General features: G+C 70.1%; 14 protein-coding genes. 4 read left to right on the forward strand and 10 right to left on the reverse strand.

Going from position 1 to position 17,863, the window contains the following annotated elements; all coding sequences use genetic code 11:
* Window positions 1-91: 91 nt before the first annotated feature.
* Window positions 92-1,930: a gamma-glutamyltransferase family protein gene (locus tag ACFYO0_RS27055; RefSeq protein ID WP_388680910.1), complete on the reverse strand. Its 1,839-nt coding sequence runs from the start codon at window positions 1,928-1,930 to the stop codon at window positions 92-94.
* 249 nt (window positions 1,931-2,179) lie between these two features.
* Window positions 2,180-4,402 carry an MMPL family transporter gene (locus tag ACFYO0_RS27060; protein ID WP_388680913.1) on the reverse strand — a complete coding sequence of 741 codons (2,223 nt, stop codon included), beginning with the start codon at window positions 4,400-4,402 and terminating at the stop codon, window positions 2,180-2,182.
* Between the two features lie 368 nt (window positions 4,403-4,770).
* Between ACFYO0_RS27060 and ACFYO0_RS27065 the strand changes: the two genes are divergently transcribed.
* Together ACFYO0_RS27065 and ACFYO0_RS27070 are read left to right on the forward strand one after the other, a co-directional pair.
* Window positions 4,771-5,982 (forward strand): sensor histidine kinase, encoded by a 1,212-nt coding sequence (locus ACFYO0_RS27065; RefSeq protein WP_388680915.1) that lies wholly within the window; start codon window positions 4,771-4,773, stop codon window positions 5,980-5,982.
* Entirely contained in the window at window positions 5,979-6,653 is a 675-nt protein-coding gene (locus ACFYO0_RS27070) for a response regulator (protein ID WP_388680919.1), read from the forward strand. Before ACFYO0_RS27065 ends, ACFYO0_RS27070 begins: the two co-directional genes overlap by 4 nt.
* A 159-nt stretch (window positions 6,654-6,812) precedes the next feature.
* Here the strand turns inward: ACFYO0_RS27070 and ACFYO0_RS27075 are convergent, their stop codons facing one another.
* From ACFYO0_RS27075 to ACFYO0_RS27085, 3 genes are read right to left on the reverse strand one after another with little or no spacing between them, the layout of a single operon-like run.
* Window positions 6,813-7,451, reverse strand: a complete 639-nt coding sequence (locus tag ACFYO0_RS27075) for a DUF4232 domain-containing protein (protein WP_388680922.1) — start codon at window positions 7,449-7,451, stop codon at window positions 6,813-6,815.
* 35 nt (window positions 7,452-7,486) lie between these two features.
* The gene (locus ACFYO0_RS27080; protein ID WP_388680925.1) at window positions 7,487-8,155 is read right to left on the reverse strand and encodes a response regulator; all 669 of its coding nucleotides are present in this window, start codon (window positions 8,153-8,155) and stop codon (window positions 7,487-7,489) included.
* Complete coding sequence (locus ACFYO0_RS27085) at window positions 8,152-9,252, reverse strand: sensor histidine kinase (RefSeq protein ID WP_388680928.1); 1,101 nt, start codon at window positions 9,250-9,252, stop codon at window positions 8,152-8,154. The genes ACFYO0_RS27080 and ACFYO0_RS27085 overlap by 4 nt, the downstream gene beginning before the upstream one ends.
* Before the next feature lie 166 nt (window positions 9,253-9,418).
* On the opposite strand from ACFYO0_RS27085, the gene ACFYO0_RS27090 reads away from it, so the two are divergent.
* Complete coding sequence (locus tag ACFYO0_RS27090; protein WP_388680931.1) at window positions 9,419-10,429, forward strand: carboxymuconolactone decarboxylase family protein; 1,011 nt, start codon at window positions 9,419-9,421, stop codon at window positions 10,427-10,429.
* 159 nt (window positions 10,430-10,588) lie between these two features.
* A complete protein-coding gene (locus ACFYO0_RS27095; RefSeq protein ID WP_388680934.1) occupies window positions 10,589-11,257 on the forward strand; it encodes a hypothetical protein in 669 nt (222 codons plus the stop codon).
* A 34-nt stretch (window positions 11,258-11,291) separates the two neighbouring features.
* Here ACFYO0_RS27095 and ACFYO0_RS27100 read toward each other — a convergent pair whose 3' ends face one another.
* From ACFYO0_RS27100 to ACFYO0_RS27120, 5 genes are all read right to left on the reverse strand, one after another.
* On the reverse strand, window positions 11,292-12,857 hold the full coding sequence (locus tag ACFYO0_RS27100) for an NCS1 family nucleobase:cation symporter-1 (RefSeq protein ID WP_388680937.1): 1,566 nt from the start codon (window positions 12,855-12,857) through the stop codon (window positions 11,292-11,294).
* A gap of 154 nt (window positions 12,858-13,011) precedes the next feature.
* Window positions 13,012-14,034 (reverse strand): TIGR03842 family LLM class F420-dependent oxidoreductase, encoded by a 1,023-nt coding sequence (locus ACFYO0_RS27105; protein WP_388680940.1) that lies wholly within the window; start codon window positions 14,032-14,034, stop codon window positions 13,012-13,014.
* An 11-nt stretch (window positions 14,035-14,045) separates the two neighbouring features.
* Entirely contained in the window at window positions 14,046-15,449 is a 1,404-nt protein-coding gene (gene hydA / locus ACFYO0_RS27110) for a dihydropyrimidinase (RefSeq protein ID WP_386345034.1), read from the reverse strand.
* Between the two features lie 102 nt (window positions 15,450-15,551).
* A complete protein-coding gene (locus ACFYO0_RS27115) occupies window positions 15,552-16,835 on the reverse strand; it encodes an aspartate aminotransferase family protein (protein WP_388680943.1) in 1,284 nt (427 codons plus the stop codon).
* Window positions 16,832-17,674 carry a nitrilase-related carbon-nitrogen hydrolase gene (locus ACFYO0_RS27120; protein WP_344395771.1) on the reverse strand — a complete coding sequence of 281 codons (843 nt, stop codon included), beginning with the start codon at window positions 17,672-17,674 and terminating at the stop codon, window positions 16,832-16,834. The genes ACFYO0_RS27115 and ACFYO0_RS27120 overlap by 4 nt, the downstream gene beginning before the upstream one ends.
* Between the last annotated feature and the right edge of the window lie 189 nt (window positions 17,675-17,863).

The raw sequence follows: 17,863 nt of genomic DNA on the forward strand, positions 1-17,863 counted from the left end.
CACGCAGCACTGACAATCCTCACCCGGCCGGTGCACTCCGGGTGGAATCGGCATGAACTCCCCACGCCCGGGGTGTCAGCAGCCGCAGGGGTCAGCGTCCGACCGCGTACCCCTGCATCCCCCGCGGATTGGCCGCCGCCGACAGCACCCCGCTCTCCGGGTCCCGTGCGACCGCGCACAGCCGCCCCTCGGACCAGGGTGGTCCGACCTGTACGTTGTGACCCCGGCGACGCAGTTCGTGGGCGACGGCCGGGTCCATGCGGGCCTCGACGGTGACGCTGCCGGGGCGCATGCCGCGTGGGTAGAAGGAGCCGGGGAAGCTGTCGTTGTGCCAGTTCGGGGCGTCGATCGCGCCCTGGAGGTCGAGTCCGCCGCGCACCTCGGAGCGCAGGGCGACGGCCAGGAAGAAGTGCAGTTGCCACTGGTCCTGCTGGTCGCCACCGGGTGTGCCGAACGCCATGACCGGCACACCGCCCCGCAGCGCGAGCGAGGGCGTGAGTGTCGTACGCGGACGGCGTCCTGGCACAAGGGAGTTGGGCAACCCCTCCTCCAACCAGGTCATCTGGAGCCGGGTGCCGAGCGGGAAGCCCAGCTCCGGCACGACCGGGTTGGACTGCAGCCAGCCGCCGCTGGGCGTGGCGGCGACCATGTTGCCCCAGCGGTCGACGACATCGAGGTGGCAGGTGTCGCCCCGAGTACCGCCGTCCGCCGAGACGTCGGGCTCCCCGGGCACCGGCGACCTCGGACTCCTGGCCACGGTCGGCTCGCCCGCACCCGGCGTCGCGAGCGGATCGAACCCCGCCTCCCCGGTGGCCACCACACGCGCGTGGTGGCTCAGCCGCGGAGTGCGTCCCCCAGGGCTTCCGGGCCGCAGCTCGTACGAGGCCTTCTCCCCGACTGTCGCCCGCCGCCCCGCGTTGTACTCCTCCGACAGCAGCTCCCCCACCGGCACGTCGGTCGCGTCCCCGTACCAGGCCTCCCGGTCGGCCATCGCGAGCTTGCAGCCCTCGATCAGCAGATGGACGTACTCCGCGGAGCCGTACCGCGGCAGTTCGGTCGGCAGCAGGGCCAACTGCTGGAGGAGGACCGGCCCTTGGCTCCAGGGGCCCGCCTTGCACAGGGTCCAGCCGCGCCAGTCGTACGTCACCGGAGCCTCGTAGGACGCGGACCAGGAGGCCAGGTCGGCTGCCGTCAGCGTGCCCGCGTGGCGTTCGCCGCTGGTGTCCATGGCCGGCCGCGCCGCCTGCCGCACCAGGGCCTCGGCGATGAAGCCCTCGCGCCAGATCCGCCGCGCGGCCTCGATCTGCGCGACCCGGTCACCGCCCGCCCGAGTGGCCTCCGTGATCAGCCGCCTCCAGGTCGCCGCCAGCGCCGGATTCCGGAACAGCTCGCCCGGCCGCGGGGCTCGGCCGTCCGGCAGGTACACCTCGGCCGACGAGGTCCACTCGGTCTCGAAGAGCTCCCGTACGGTTTCGACGGTGTCGCCGACGCGCTCCACGGGCGCGTGCCCGTCCTCCGCGTACCCGATGGCGTACCTCAGGACGTCCGCCAGAGTCTTCGTGCCGTGGTCCCGCAGGAGCAGCATCCAGGCGTCGAAGGCACCGGGAACGGCGGCGGCGAGCGGTCCCGTACCGGGTACGAGGTCCAAACCGAGTCCCCTGTAGTGGGCGATTTCCGCCCCGGCCGGCGCCACGCCCTGTCCGCACAGCACCCGGACCTCGCCGCCCGCCGGGGCCAGGATGATCGGCACCTCGCCCCCGGGCCCGTTCAGGTGGGGCTCGACAACGTGCAGTACGAAACCCGCGGCGACAGCGGCGTCGTACGCGTTACCGCCGTCCTCCAGCACGGCCATCGCCGACTGCGAGGCCAGCCAGTGCGTGGAGGACACCATGCCGAAGGTGCCCTGGAGCGTGGGTCGGGTGGTGAACATACGGCCTCTGTCCTCGCTTGGTTACACGCATCGGACGGCCTGATGGGCGCAGGACCGGTCCTGGGAGAATGTGGGAGTTCGGGCCAGGGCTCTCCTCCCTCCGCTCCCCAGCAGGCTATCGATCACCCTGCGCGCCCCTGTTCCCCCCCTCCGGCATGAAGTCCTACGGCCGCGCCGGAAGTGAGGGTGGCGGGTGCTGCGGCGCCGCCACCCCGCAGATCGGCATCAGTCCCGGTCGGGAACTCCCTGTCACTCACGGGCGAGCGCGGGCTCGGGCGCAGGTGGGACAGCGGCGCCCTCGGTGCTGATGCGGGGCAGTCGCCGGTCGAGGGGACGGGGCAGCCACCAGGCGGCACGCCCCAGCAGCGCCATGGCCGCGGGCACGAGCACCATCCGGACGATCGTGGCGTCGAGCACGACGGCCGTCGCCAGCCCCAGGCCCATCATCTTGACGAGCGGCGAGGGATTGGCGACGAAACCGAGGAAGACCACTGTCATGATCAGCGCGGCGGAGGTGATCACGCGGCCCGTGACCGCCATGCCGCGCGCCACCGACTCGGTCGTGTCACCTGTGGCGTCGTACTCTTCGCGAACGCGCGAGAGCAGGAACACCTCGTAGTCCATGGACAGACCGAAGAGGACCGCGAAGAAGATCGTCGGCAGGGGCGAGGCGATCGGCAAGGTCTCGTCGAGATGGAACACTCCCCCCAGCCAGCCCCATTGGAAGACGGCCACCACGACGCCGTACGCACCGCCGATGGACAGCAGGTTCATCACGGCGGCCTTCAGCGGTACCGCCACGGAGCGGAACATCAGCATCAACAGCAGGAACGACACCACGATGATCGCGGCGATGAAGACCGGCAGGGTGTCGGCGAGTTGCCGGGTGAGGTCGTCGGTCATGGCAGTCAGGCCGGACACGGCGACATTGCCTGGGACGACGTCACGGATGCGTTCGAGGGTCTGGGAGGTCACGGCGTCCGCAGGCGCGGTGGTGGGGAGCGTGGGCAGTACGACGGTGTCCCCCGCCGCGGAGAACTGGGGCTTGCCGACCGATGCGACGCCGGGGGCGTCGGCGATGCGCCGGGACAGCTCCGGGATGCCCTCGGCGTCCACGCCGGAGCTCCGCAGGTCGGCGACGATCAGCAGCGGGGCGTTGAAGCCGGGGCCGAAGCCCTCCGCCAACAGGTCGTAGGCACGGCGGTGAGTGGTGCTGGTCGCGTCGTTGCCCGCGTCGGGAAAGCCCGTCTCCATGCGCAGCGCAGGGAGCGCCAGCGCCAGCAGCGCCGCGGACGCGGCGAGCAGGTACGGCCACGGCCGGCCGGAGACGCGGTGGGCGAAACGCCACCATGCCGTGTTCTCGGGGTTCTCGCCGTTCTCGGGGTTCTCGCCGTTCTCGGGGTTCTCGGATTTCCTCACATCTGTGTCCTCGGGCTTCTTCGCACGGCGCGTACGGAGGCCCCGGCGCCGCCTCTTGTGGATGCGATCGCCCAGCAGGGACAGCAGCGCGGGCAGCAGCGTCAGGGCAGTCGCCACGGCGAACAGCACGACCAGCGAGGTGCTCAGGCCGATCGAGGTGAGAAAGCCCAGGCCGGTCAGCGCGAGCGCGGTCATCGCCACGACGACGGTGCCGCCGGCGAACAGGACGGCCGCACCCGACGATGCCATGGCGTTCGACAGCGCGGTTGGATTGTCCTGGCCGGCGGCACGGTTCTCGCGGCAGCGGGCCACGATGAACAGGGCATAGTCGATGCCGACGCCCAGGCCGATCATCGCGCCGATCGTGGGGGCGGCGGAGGAGACGTCCATGGCATGGGCCAGCAGCGCGATGCTGCCCAGGCCGGCGGCAACGGCGACCAGGGCGAGCGTGATCGGGACCAGCGCGGCCACGATCGTGCCGAACGCCACCACCAGGACGACCAGGGCGGCCAGCAGGCCCGCCGCCTCCGCGCCCGAGGTCGGCGCCTCGGCGTTGATGAAGACGGCGTCGCCGCCGAGTTCGGCGACGACACCGTCGTCGCGCACGGGTTCGATCGCGCCGCCCAACGCGTCGATGTGTTCGGGATTCACGTCCATCGACGGTATGTCGAAGGCGACTTGGGCGTAGCCGATCCGTCCGTCGCGCGAGATCGTTCCGGCGGTGAAAGGGTCATTGACGGTGGCGACGTGCTCCACCTCGGCGATCCGGGCAACCGCCGCCTCGACGGCAGGCCGGTGACGGTCGATCCGCTCGCCTTCCGGCACGGCGAACACCGCCATGGCGCTGCCGCCGGACGCTTCGGGGAAGCGCTCTTCGAGCAATTCCATCGCTTCCTCGCTCTGGCTGCCGGGAGCCACGAGGTCGTCGGCGAACGAGCCGCCGGCCAGGCCGGCCAGGGGCAGTACGAAGGCCAGGGCGACCACCCAGGCGGCGATGGTCACCCACGGTCGGCGGGCGCTCGCGTCGCCGATACGGCGCGTGAGTCGGTTCATGGCTTGGCTCCTGTGGGACGGCCGCCGACCGGCAAACGGTCGGTGGGACTCCGTGGGACGGCCGCCGACTGACGGCACTTGTCGGCTGGGCTCCAGTGGGGCGGCTGCCGTCCGGCGCATCGGTCGGCGCGGCGGCAGAAGGCTCGAGCGGTTCCATCGTGGGTGCCGGCACCGGTGCCGTCTCCCGCCGCCCGGAGGGTTCGGCCCTCCCCCGCTCGACGGGGAGAACTGGGCGGCGTCTCCGCCCGGGGGCGGGGATCGCCTCCGCCCGTCGGCGGGTGACGGTGCCTCAGAGCTGGAATTACGATGACATGCCCGGTGCGTCCCGATGGCCTGCGCCAGGGCACCGGATGCCTCTCGTTGGAGCGATGATGAACCGCACGGTGCCGCACGCCGAGACACCGGGCCGCAGCGTGCCGGGCAGGTTCCGCGGCCCGTTCACCCGCTGGCCACGGGGGGCGGACGCCGTCCTGGCGACCGCGATGTTCCTGGCGGCGGTGCTCCTGGAGGACGCCCCGGGAGACGCGATGGCCTTCCGCACGGTCACCGGCATCTTCCAGCCCGTCCTCCTGCTCTTCGTGGTGGCCGGCGCGGCGCTCTACCGGCGTCGGCGCAGGCCGGTCGCGGTCCTGTGCGTCGCGCTCGCCGCCTGGGCCCCGACGCTGGGGAGCACCTACTCCACCATGGGCGGGATGGTGATCGTCGCGCTGTACAGCGTCGGGCGGCACGCCGACGACAACCGGTGGGGCCCTCTCGGAGTCGTCGCGGCCATCGCCGCGATCACGATCGACGGCCTCCTCCACTCCTACCCCTGGGGGGACATCACCTTCGGCAATCTGTTCATGTCCGGGGCCTGGTACCTCGGCCGGCGCCTACGGCTGCGCGCCGGGCGAGCTGCCCGGCTCCACCAAGAACAGGCCGCCGAAGCACGGCGGATCGTGACCGAGGAGCGCACCCACATCGCCCGTGAACTGCACGACGTGGTCGCCCACCGGGTGAGCATGATGACCGTGCAGGCCGGCGCGGCCCGAATGGTGGCCGCCGAGGATCCTCAGGGCGCCCTGGAGGCGATGGCCGCGGTGGAGGAAGCGGGACGCCAGGCGCTGGACGAACTGCGGCACCTGCTGGGAGTGTTGCGGCCGGAGGCCGAGCGCGACGGTCTGGGGCCGCAGCCGGGCTTGGCCGATCTGCCCCGGCTCGTGGCCGAGGTCCGCGAGGCGGGTCTCGACGTCTTGGTCGCGGACGGCATCCGGAACCCTCTCCCGGCCCGCGTGGATCTCTCGGCGTACCGCATCGTCCAGGAGGCGCTGACCAACGTGCTCAAGCACAGCGGACCGGGCACCCGCACCGAAGTGCACGTGCGCGGCGAAGACGACGGCATCACCATCGAGGTGCTCGACGACGGCCACGGTGCCGCCGTCCGGTCCGTGTCGGCCGCCCACGAGGGCCGGCCCGGCCACGGCATCGTCGGCATGCGGGAAAGAGCCCTCCTGCTGGGCGGAAGCCTCGACGCACAGCCTCGTCCCGGCGGCGGATTCCGGCTCACCGCCCATCTGCCCACCAAGGGGGAGCCCACGTGAGCATCCGCGTCGTCGTCGCCGACGACCAGGCCCTGGTACGCCGGGGGTTCGCCATGATCCTCCGGGTCCACCCCGACATCGAGGTCGTGGCCGAGGCGGGGACGGGTCTCGAGGCGATCGAGGCGGCACGCCGGCATCGCCCGGACGTGATCCTCATGGACATCCGCATGCCCGAGATGGACGGCCTCGAAGCGACCTCCCTGATCCTTCAAGAGGCCGATTGGGACGCCCGGGTGCTCATCCTGACCACCTTCGACCCCGACGAGTACGTCTACAAGGCACTGCGCTCCGGCGCCAGTGCCTTCGTGCTCAAGGACATTCCCCCCGAACAACTGGCCACCGCCGTTCGCACCGTGGCCGAGGGCGGGACGCTGCTGGCCCCCTCGATCACCCGGCGCTTCATCGACCGGTTCGCCGAGCGCCGCGTCAACACCACCGTCGCAGCCCGACTGGAACGGCTCACCGGCCGCGAACGCGAGATCATGACCGCCGTCGCCCGGGGCGCCAGCAACGCGGAAATCGCCGAGCAACTCGTCATCGGAGCAGCCACCGTCAAATCACACGTGTCGAGCATCCTCACCAAGTTCGGGCTGCGTGACCGCGTCCAGATCGTGATCTTCGCCTACGAGAGCGGCCTCGTCGAAGCGGGCGACCACGACGTCGGGCATTGAGCTGAGGATGTCCCGCGTATCACGCAATCCTCTCAACGCCAGTCTGCCCTGGGGGACTTGGTGCTCAACGGCAGTCAACGGCATCAAGAAGTTGCTGGTCGAGGCGACTCTGGCGCGAGGGTGTCGAGTGGTCCCGGGTAAGCGGCCCGCCCTGTTGCCTCAGCTCCGGTCGCGGTCGAGGGGCATCCACGCCGTCGTCCCAAGGATGTTCTCCGGGCCGATGTCGAGGTAGTCCGACGCGCGTACGGTCGTGGCCTCGCGCCCCTTCTCGGACGCGACGCGCAGGTGCGTGCCCTTCTCGTAGTGCGTCCGCCAGTACAGGCTCGCGTACGCGGTCTGGCCCGGAGCGAGGATCAGCGGCCTGGGGCCGGGATCCTCCGGTGCCATGGGCACCTGGTCCGTGCCCTCGACGGTCCGCACTCCCGTGAGGGGGTCGCCCGCCTCGTCGAGCACTTGGATGGATGGGTAGCCATTCAACTCGTACGGCTTGGAACCGCAGTTGGTCAGCATGAGACTCGTGGCGCGCAGCCCCATGGCGGCCTCGACGAGGTCGGTGCGGAAGCGCACGCCGGACGGCGGGCAACCGGACTCCGGCTGAACCGACACGCTCGGCGACGCCTCGGGGGTGACGGCCGGGGGCAGCTCCACGGAAAGCGTCATCGACGGTGAAGGCGGGAGCTTGGGGTCCGGGTCGCGCTCACGCTCCAGTTCGGCGGAGAGCCCACAGCCGTTCGCACTCAGCGCCAGCAGGCAGGCGAGCACGGCATACGAGGACGACCTGCGGCGTATCGCGATCACGCGCCGATCATCGCACGCACCCTCGACGGAAGGATTCACTCCGCGTGACCGCGCGCCGCCACCAGCCCCGACTCATAGGCGAAGACGACGAGTTGGGCCCGGTCGCGGGCACCGAGCTTGGTCATCGCGCGGCTGATGTGGGTCTTGGCCGTGAAGGGGCTGATGACCATGTGGGCGGCGATCTCCTCGTTGGTGAGCCCGCGGGCGGCGAGTGCGGTGACCTCGCGCTCGCGGCGGGTCAGGCACTCCAGACCGGGAGCGGTGGCCCGGTCCGGTGGCCGGGACACGAACTCGCCGATCAGCGTGCGCGTGATTGACGGCGACAGCAGCGCCTCGCCGCGCACCACGACCTCGATGGCCTGGAGCAGATCGGCGGGCTCGGTGTCCTTGAGCAGGAACCCGCTGGCTCCGGCGCGCAGCGCCTCGAAGACGTACTCGTCCAGGCCGTAGTTGGTGAGGATGACGACGCGTACGCCGGACAGTTCGGGATCGGCGGCGATGCGGCGGGTGGCCTCGATGCCCGACATCACCGGCATCTGAACGTCGACGAGGGCGACGTCGGGGACATGGGCGCGCACCAGCTCCAGCCCCTGCTCCCCGTCGGCGGCCTCGCCGACCACCTCGATGCCGTCCTCGGCGTCCAGGAGTGCCCGGAACCCGGCCCGCATCAGCGCCTGGTCGTCGACGAGCGCGACCCGGATCACGAGGCTTCCAGCGGCAGTTGGGCCCGCACGGAGAAACCGCCCTCCGCGCGCGGGCCGGCGTGCAGCGCGCCACCGAGTGCCGTGACGCGTTCCCGCATGCCGGTGAGGCCGATGCCCTCGGTGGGCGGCCGGGCCGGGTCTGCGGAGCCGTCGTCGTCGATCCGTATCTCCAACTCGCAATCTCCGTAGTCCAGTTGGACCATGACTTTGGTGGGGCCCGCGTGCCGGGCGGCGTTGGTGAGGGCCTCCTGAACGATGCGGTACGCCGCGCGGTCCACGGTCGCCGTCAGCGGGCGCTCAGCGCCGCTCACGGCCAGGTCGACGGCCAGGCCTGCCGCGCGGGCGCGCTCCACGAGCAGGGCCGGGGTACCGGTGGGCTCGTCGGTGCGCAACACGTCGAGTGTGGCGCGCAGTTCGCGCATTGCCTCGCCACCGGCTTCCTGGATGGCGAGCAGCGCGGACGGCACCTCCTCGCCACGCTTACGGGCGAGGTGCACGGCGACGCCCGCCTGGAGCTTGACGATCGAGATGCTGTGCGTGAGGGAGTCGTGCAACTCCCTTGCTATACGCAGGCGTTCCTCGCCGGCCCGGCGCAGGGCGGCCTCCTCTCGGGTGCGTTCGGCCTCCAGCGCGCGCTGTTCGGTCTGGCGCAGATACGCCTGCCAGTTGCGCCCTGCGAGACCGGTGACGACGGCGCACAGGAACCAGCCCGCCAGCAGCGCGGTCCGCTCGACGGCGGCCTGGGACGTGGGGTCAGTCGCGAGATACCCCCCGAGGAACACGGCGCTCGCGATCGCACCCACGCCTCGATGCCCCGCCTGAGCCGCCGCATGGACGGCGGCCGCCACAGGGAGAGCGGACACGGGCCCTGGGTGAGCGTGCAGCACATAGCCGGTCAGTGCGACCGTGGTCACAGCGAGCACCACGCACGGCGCCCGCCGGTGCGCTGCCAGCACCAGCGAACCGGTCACGATCAACGCATGGTCGAGCGGGGTCGTGTCCGCGTCGAAGGCCGCCGAGGACACGACGATCGCGCCGATCACGACAGCAAGTACGGCGTCGACGATGTGCGCGCGTAACACCTGGTCCCCGTTCATGTCCGCACAGTAGACCGCCGGACCGACAACGGCGTCCGCCCTGTGGACAACCCCGCGACTACTCCCGGCGCAGTAGTCCGCCGACCGGGCGACCTCGTCGACGCAGCCTCAACTGCCTTCGCCCGTACGACGCCCGAAGGCACCCGCCGGATCCAGGGTTCTCCTCATGACTTCACCCTTCCGGTACACCGAGCCCATCCCGCCCAAGGCCGCCACCGGCCGCACCGCCGCCGTCTACGAGCAGCTCGCCGCGGATTTCGGCATCGAGGACGCCTCTCCCTTCGTCGCCCTCTCCTCGGCGCCCGAACTCCTCGCCCCCACCTGGGCCTTGATGCGTGAGTCCCTGATTGCGGGCAAAGGCAGCCGCACAGGTAAGGAGTTGGCCGCCGTGGGAGTGTCGCGCGCCAACAAGTGCCCGTTCTGCGTGGACGCGCACACCATGCTGCTGCACGCCACCGGCGACCACGCCCTCGCCGAGCGCCTGGCGCACGGGAAGCCGCCGGAAGACGAGCAGCACGCGCGCGTGCTCGCCTGGGGCGAGGCGACCCGCACCCCTGGCAGCCCGGACGTCTCGACGCTCCCCTTCCCGGCCGAACACACCCCCGGGTACGTGGGTACCGCCCTCTCCTTCCACTTCATCAACCGGATCGTCTCGTCCCTGGTGACCGAGAACCTTCTCCCGGGCAACGTCCAGCGCTTCCGGATGGTGCGCAGCCTGGGAGGCCGTTCGCTGGCCAAGACCGTGCGCCGACGTTTCGTCCCGGGTGCGAGTCTCGCGCTCCTCGACGAAGACGAAACGGGACCCGCCCCGGCCTGGACGGCCAGGACAACTGTCGGCCCGGCGTACGCGGCGCTCCGGACGGCCGCCACAGCCGGCGCCGGCCTCCTCACCGAGGCCGACCAGACGCTCGTACGGGAGACCGTCGAGGCGTGGGACGGCACGCACCCCCCGCTCGCCTGGCCGACCCTGCCGGACCGCGAGGACAGGCCCGGCGCACGTCTGGCGCTACTGGCCGCGCTGGCGCCGTACCGCATCACCGACGAGGACGTGGCGGCCTGGAAGAAGCCGCCGCTCACGGACCACTGCCTGGTCCATCTGATCGCGTACGGCGCGTTCGCCGCCGTGGACCGCATCGAGCGGGCGCTGCCCCTGCGCATCCGCGAGGAGACCGCGTGACCAAGACCGCCGGCTCCCGGCGGTCCGTCAACAGCGAGCCGCTGTGACCACACGGCCACGGAGCGAGTTCGCACTACCGCCTCACAGGGAGGCATGTGACACTGGCGTACCGTCCGCAGTGTGGCCCCCTCCGCACCCATCCCCCACGAGAAGTGCGCCGTGCGTTCTCTTCCTCTGCCGCTCGCCCTTACCGCGCGTCTGCTGCCGGTCGCCGTGCTCGCCTCGGCCGGCTGGGCGCTGGCGTCCGGGCCGTTCGCCGCGTCTCCGGCCGGGGACGCGGACAACAAGGCGACCTCGGACAGGCCCAGTGCGTCGCCGTCCGCGCCGTCCACGGCGGCGGCGAGCCAGACGTACCGCGTCGCGCCCAAGCCCTGCCAGGGGATCGGGGAGAAGACGGTGACCTCACTGGTGCCGGGCGCCAAGACGGCCGGCAAGGAGATCCCGTCGACCGACGAGTCGGTGCGCCGCACCTGCTCCTGGAACGCGCTCAAGGGGTTCGACTACCGCTGGCTCGACGTCTCGTACGAGATCAAGAAGACCGACCAGACCGCCACGGCCTCCTACAAGGAGCGCGTCGCGAAGCACAGCGGCGGAGGCGCGGTCCCCGGTCTCGGCGACGAGGCGTACTCGGTGGTGAACCTCACCACCGAGGACAAGCAGCAGACGCGCGAAGGCATGGTGATCGTCCGCGCGTCCAACGCGATGGTGGTCGTGACGTACAACGGCAGTGACTTCGAGTCGAAGAAGGCGCCCGGTACGGACGAGATCAACAAGGGCGCCATCAAGGCGGCCAAGGAGGCGGTGGCCGCGCTGGAGAAGGCTCAGTAGAGCCCGTATCTCCGGCGCGGCCCGCACCGGCGCGTCAGGCGGCGTCTTGAGGCTGGGGCTCGCGCTCCCTGCCGCCCATCAGCACCACGTACAGCAGCAGCGACGCCGCCAGGCCCACTGCCCAGCCGTAGTCGGCCAGCGGCTTCAGGAACGGGATCAGTCCGTCCGCCGGGAAGGGGCCGGCCTTGTTGCCGTCGGCGTCGACGTTGGAGTACGAGCCGCCCACGGCGAGGACGGCGCCCACGGCGAAGGCCGCCAAGGCCCGCCAGTTCCAGCCGGAGCCGTACCAGTAGCGGCTGCCCTCGGTGTAGAGGCCGCGCAGGTCCAGGTGGGTGCGGCGGATCAGCCAGTAGTCGGCGATGAGGATGCCGGCCACGGTGCCGAGGAGGCCGCCGACCGTGCCCAGCCAGGTGAAGATGTAGATGTCCGGGTTCTCGATCAGCTTCCAGGGGAAGATGATCACGCCGACGAAGCAGGCGATGAGCGCGCCGGTGCGGAAGTTGATGAACTTGGGCGCCAGGTTGGACAGGTCGTAGGCCGGGCTGACCAGGTTGGCGGCGATGTTCGTGGACAGCGTGGCGAGCAGCAGGACGAAGAGCGCGAAGAGCACCCCGACCGTGCTGTCCATGCGCATCGCGAGCTGGCTCGGATCCCAGATCGGCTCGCCGTACACGGCCTGCGCGCCCGAGGTGACCAGCACCGACAGCAGCGCGAACACGGCCATGGTGGTGGGCAGTCCCAGCGACTGGCCCCACACCTGGGCCTTCTGCCCGGCGCCGAAGCGGGTGAAGTCGGGGATGTTGAGGGAGAGCGTCGACCAGAAGCCGATCATGCCCATCAGGGCCGGGAAGAAGACCTTCCAGAAGTCGGCGCCCCAGCCGAGCTGCGAGGGCTGGTCGAGCAGCGGACCGAAGCCGCCGGCCTTGTTCGCGATCCAGATCAGCAGCGCGACCGCGCCCGCCAGCATCAGCGGCGCCGCCCAGTTCTCCAGCCGCCGCACCGCGTCCATGCCCCGCAGGATGATGACGATCTCGACGGCGAAGAAGAGCAGGAAGCACAGCCACTGCGTCCACGGATAGCCGCCGACCTTGCCGGCGTCGGTCCACCAACTGCCCGCCCCGGCCAGCTTCCCGGCAAGGAAGTAAATCGACTGGCCGCCGATCCAGGTCTGGATGCCGAACCAGGCACAGGCCACAAGGCCGCGCAGCAGCGCCGGCAGATTGGCGCCACGCAGCCCGAAGGAGGCACGGGCCAGCACGGGGAACGGAATACCGTACTTGGGTCCCGCGTGGCCGGTCAGCAGCATCGGCAGCAGCACGATGACGTTGCCGAGCGCAATGGTGAGCACGGACTGCTTCCAGTCCATGCCGAGCGCGACCAGGCCGGCGGCGAGCGTCCACGACGGAACGTTGACCGCCATACCGATCCACAGCGCGGCGAAGTTGTACGTCGTCCAGCGCCGCTCGGCGAGCGGCACGGGGCGCAGGTCCTCGTTGGCGAAGGGGCTGTCGGCGGGGAAGGCCTCGGGGGCGAGCTCTATCCGGCCTTCACTGTCGGCACTCGGGACGGTGGGCGACCCCGTGGGGGCTGTATCAGTCATGGGCAGGCCAATCGACTAAGGCGGGACGGGAGAGGCCGTGCGGGGCCCCCTTGGCCCCTCCCCGGGACGGCGGGGAGGGGAGACAAGGAGTGGGGGGTCGGGGGGCGGGGTGGGGAGGAGCGGTGGTGCCGTGCGCCAGGAGTCGGTGCTCCGGTCAGGAGTTGACCGCGGGGATGACCGTCCGACCGTACGCGTCGATCACGGCCTCCTGCGCGTCATGCATGTCGTACACGGCGAACTGGTCGACACCCAGCTCACGCAGCGCGTTCAGCTTCTCGACGTGCTTCTCGACCGGGCCGATGACGCAGAACCGGTCGACGATCTCATCGGGCACGAACTGGGTGTCCGGGTTGCCGCTGCGCCCATGGTGCGAGTAGTCGTACCCCTCGCGGGCCTTGATGTAGTCGGTGAGCGTCTGCGGGACCACGGCGCTGTCGGAACCGTACTTGGACACCAGGTCCGCGACATGGTTGCCGACCATCCCGCCGAACCAGCGGCACTGCTCACGCGCGTGAGCGAGCGCCTCGGGCGAGTCGTCCTCGGTGACGTACGCCGGGGCGGCCACACAGATCTTGACGTCGGACGGGTCACGACCGGCGGCGACCGCCGCGTCCTTGACCGCCTTCACCATGTACTCGGTCAAATACAGGTCGGACAGCTGGAGGATGAAGCCGTCGGCCTCTTCGCCGGTCATCTTCAGGGCCTTCGGACCGTACGCGGCCATCCAGACCGGGAGTTCGGCTCCGGGCTTGATCCACGGGAACCGGATGACGGTGCCGCCGCCGAGGTCCGCCTCCTCGCCGCTGCCCAGTGCCCGGATCACCTTCATGGCCTCGCTGATACGGGCCAGGGTGTTGGGCTTGCGGCCCGCGACCCGCATCGCGGAGTCACCGCGGCCGATACCGCAGATCGTGCGGTTGCCGAACATGTCGTTGAGCGTGGCGAAGGTCGAGGCGGTGACTTCCCAGGTGCGGGTGCCCGGGTTGGTGACCATCGGGCCGACCTTCAGCTTGGACGTGTTCGACAGGATCTGGCTGTAGATCACGAACGGCTCCTGCCACAGCACGGCGGAGTCGAAGGTCCAGCCGTACGTGAAGCCGTTGCGCTCGGCCCGCTTCATCAGGCTGATGACACGCGAGGCAGGGGGGTCGGTCTGCAGGACCAGTCCGAAGTCCATGGGCGCCACTCCTAGTTGAGGTACTGACAGGTGGAGCGGGGGGTGTAGACGCCGTGCCCGGCACGTCCGGTGAACTCCCGCTCGGTGATGACGAGTTCGCCCCGCGAGAGGACCGTCTCGACGCGGCCGGTGACGCTCTTGCCCTCGTACGCCGAGTAGTCGACGTTCATGTGGTGCGTGTCGGCGGACATGACCTGCTCGGCCCCCGGGTCGTAGATGACGACGTCGGCGTCGGCGCCCGGGGCGATGGTGCCCTTCTTCGGGTACAGGCCGAACATCCGGGCCGGAGTGGCGCAGGCGATCTCGATCCAGCGGCGGCGGGTGATGTGCCCGTCGACGACGGCCTGGTGGAGGAGGTCCATACGGTTCTCGACGCCCGGCAGACCGTTGGGGATCTTGGAGAAGTCACCGCGGCCGAGCTCCTTCTGGCCGACGAAGCAGAAGGGGCAGTGGTCGGTGGAGACGACCTGGAGGTCGTTCGTCCTGAGGCCCCGCCACAGGTACTTCTGGTGCTCCTTGGGGCGCAGCGGCGTGGAGCACACATACTTGGACCCCTCGAAGTCCGGCTCCGCGAGGTTGTCCGTGGACAGGAAAAGATACTGCGGGCAGGTCTCGCCGAAGACGTTCAGACCTTCGTCACGCGCCCTTGCCAGCTCGGCGACTGCCTCCATCGCCGAGACGTGCACGACATACAGCGGGGCGCCCGCGACCTGCGCGAGCTTGATGGCGCGGTGAGTGGCCTCGGCCTCAAGGAGCGCCTTCCGCACCTCGCCGTGATACCTGGGGTCGGTCTCACCGCGAGCCAGCGCCTGCTCGACCAGGACATCGATCGCTATGCCGTTCTCGGCGTGCATCATGATCAGTCCGCCGTTCTCGGCGGAGCGTTGCATGGCGCGCAGGATCTGGCCGTCGTCGCTGTAGAAGACGCCGGGGTACGCCATGAACTGCTTGAAGGAGGTGACCCCCTCCTCCACGAGCAGGTCCATCTCCTTGAGCGTCTCCTGGTTGACGTCGGAGACGATCATGTGGAAGCCGTAGTCGATGGCGCATTTGCCGTCGGCCTTGGCGTTCCAGGCGTCCAGTCCCTCGCGCAGCGAGCGGCCCACGGTCTGCACGGCGAAGTCGACGATCGTCGTGGTGCCGCCCCAGGCCGCGGCCCGGGTGCCGGTCTCGAAGGTGTCGGAGGCGAAGGTGCCGCCGAACGGCAGCTCCATGTGCGTATGGGCGTCGACGCCGCCCGGAATCACGTACTTCCCCGTGGCGTCGATGGTGCGCTCGGCGGTCCAGGCCTCGGCGGCCGGGGTGCCGGAGGCGGCGAGGGCGGCGATGCGGCCGTCCTCGATCAGGACGTCGGCGTGGATCTCGTCGGACGCGGTGATGACGAGGCCACCGCGGATGACGGTACGACTACTCATGGTCCCTCTCCTGGTCCTGCGGTGGTGGGCGCTGTTGACGTATGGATGTGCCGGGCGTCGTCCGGATCGGTGGACGACGCCCGGACGACGGTCACTGGTGTCCTACGGGGCGCTCCTCAGCGCCCGCTCGAGGATCGCGGCGCCCTCTTCGGCCTCCGCGACGGTGAGCGAGAGCGGTGGGGCGATGCGCAGAACGCTGGTGTTGTGACCGCCGCCCTTGCCGATCAGCAGGCCTTGCTCGCGGGCCGCTTCGAGTACGGCGGCGGCCGCGTCCGGGTCGGCCTCGTCGGTACCGGGTTTCACCAGCTCGACGCCGATCATCAGTCCGCGGCCACGGATCTCGCGTACGCCCGGATGCTGTGCGGCGATGGCCCGCAGCCGCTCGATGAGCATGCCGCCGACGCGGCGGGCGTTGCCCTGGAGGTCGTGTTCGAGGAGGTACGTGAGGTTGGCGTTCCCGGCGGCCATCGTGACCGGAGAGCCACCGAAGGTCGAAATGGAGTTGGAGTCAAGGCAGTTCATGACGTCGGCTCGGGCGACGACCCCGCCGATCGACATACCGTTGCCGATGCCCTTGGCGAAGGTCAGCATGTCCGGCGGTCCCGAGGCGCCGTGGGCCTGCCAGCCCCAGAAGTGGTCGCCGGTCCGGCCCCAGCCGGTCTGCACCTCGTCGGCGATCCACAGGATGCCGCGCTCCTGGAGCACCTCACGGAAGGCCGCGTACAGTCCGTCCGGCGGTGCGGTGAAGCCGCCGACACCCTGAATGGGCTCGGCGATCAGGGCCGCGGGCGCGCGGACATGGCCGAGCAGGTCCTCCAGGTCGGCTACGCAGGCCGCGATGAAGCCGGCGTCGTCGAGATCGGCGTACGGGCCGCGGGTGCGGACGCCGCCGTGGACGTACAGCGTCTGGAGGGGCGAGAGGCTGGTCGGCGACCAGCCTTTGTTGCCGGTGATGCCGACCGCGCTGAACGAACGGCCGTGGTAGCTGTTGCGCATCGCCAGGATCTGGTTGCTCTGCCGGTACGCGGTCGCCAGCAGCAGCGCGGTGTCGTTGGCTTCCGTGCCGGACGTCGTGAAGAAGACGCGGGCGTCCGGAATGCCGGACAACTGGGCGACGCGCTCGGCGAGTTCGACCATCGGCCGGTTGAGGTAGAGGGTCGAGGTGTGGATGATCCGCCCGGCCTGCTCGCTGACGGCCTTCGTCACCTCGGGGAGCGCGTGCGCGGTCATGGTGGTCAGAATCCCGCCGAAGAAGTCGAGGTACTTCTTCCCGGCGGCGTCCCAGACGTGGCGGCCCTCGCCGTGGGTGATCTCGAGGGGGTCGGCGTAGTAGAGGGCGAGCCAGTCGGGGAGGACTGCTTTGTGGCGGGCGTACAGGTCACTCATGGCTGCACCAGTCCCTCGTAGGCGTCGGGGCGGCGGTCCCGATAGAAGGCCCATTGCTGCCGCACCTCTTCGATCAAGTCGAAGTCGAGGTCGCGTACGACGAGTTCCTCGGTCTTGTCGCTCGCGGTCTCGCCGACGAACTGCCCACGGGGGTCGACGAAGTAACTCGTCCCGTAGAAGTCGTTGTCGCCGTACTCCTCCTGGCCGACGCGGTTGATCGCGGCGATGAAGTACTCGTTGGCGACGGCGGCGGCGGGCTGCTCCAGCTGCCAGAGGTAACCGGAGAGCCCACGGGAGGTGGCGGAAGGGTTGTAGACCAACTGAGCGCCGTTGAGGCCGAGTTGCCGCCATCCCTCCGGGAAGTGGCGGTCGTAGCAGATGTAGACGCCGACCTTGCCGACGGCCGTGTCGAAGACGGGCCAGCCCAGGTTGCCCGGTTTGAAGTAGTACTTCTCCCAGAAGCCTTTGACCTGGGGGATGTGGTGCTTGCGGTACTTGCCGAGGTAGGTGCCGTCGGCGTCGATCACGGCGGCGGTGTTGAAGTAGAAGCCGGACTGTTCGACCTCGAAGACCGGGACGACGATGACCATGCCGGTTTCGCGCGCGAGCTCCTGCATCCGCGTCACGGTCGGGCCGTCTGGTACGGGCTCGGCCCACTTGTAGTGTTCCGGCTCCTGGACCTGGCAGAAGTACGGGGCGTTGAAGACTTCCTGGAATCCGATGACCTTCGCGCCCTGGCGGGCCGCTTCGCGGGCGTGTTCCTCGTGCTTGGCGACCATGGATGCGGAGTCGCCGGTCCAGGTGGCCTGGACCAGGGCGGCACGTACGACGTTGGCCATGAGCTTGCTCCTTCGACCGGGCGTCAGCGGCTACGTCTCTACGCCCGTAGACGCTGGAGCCCCGAAAGTAAGCCGAGCCGCTGCGCTGGGCAAGACCATCGTCGTTAACCGGGGGAATCGATCATGTTTCTTCCTCCGATGGGGGTCGTTCGGCCCCACCCACCCAGGAGCGCGGGGAACCGCGCGATC

Origin of the sequence: Streptomyces sp. NPDC006365, assembly GCF_042870755.1 — a bacterium.
GTDB classification, from domain to species: domain Bacteria; phylum Actinomycetota; class Actinomycetes; order Streptomycetales; family Streptomycetaceae; genus Streptomyces; species Streptomyces xiangluensis.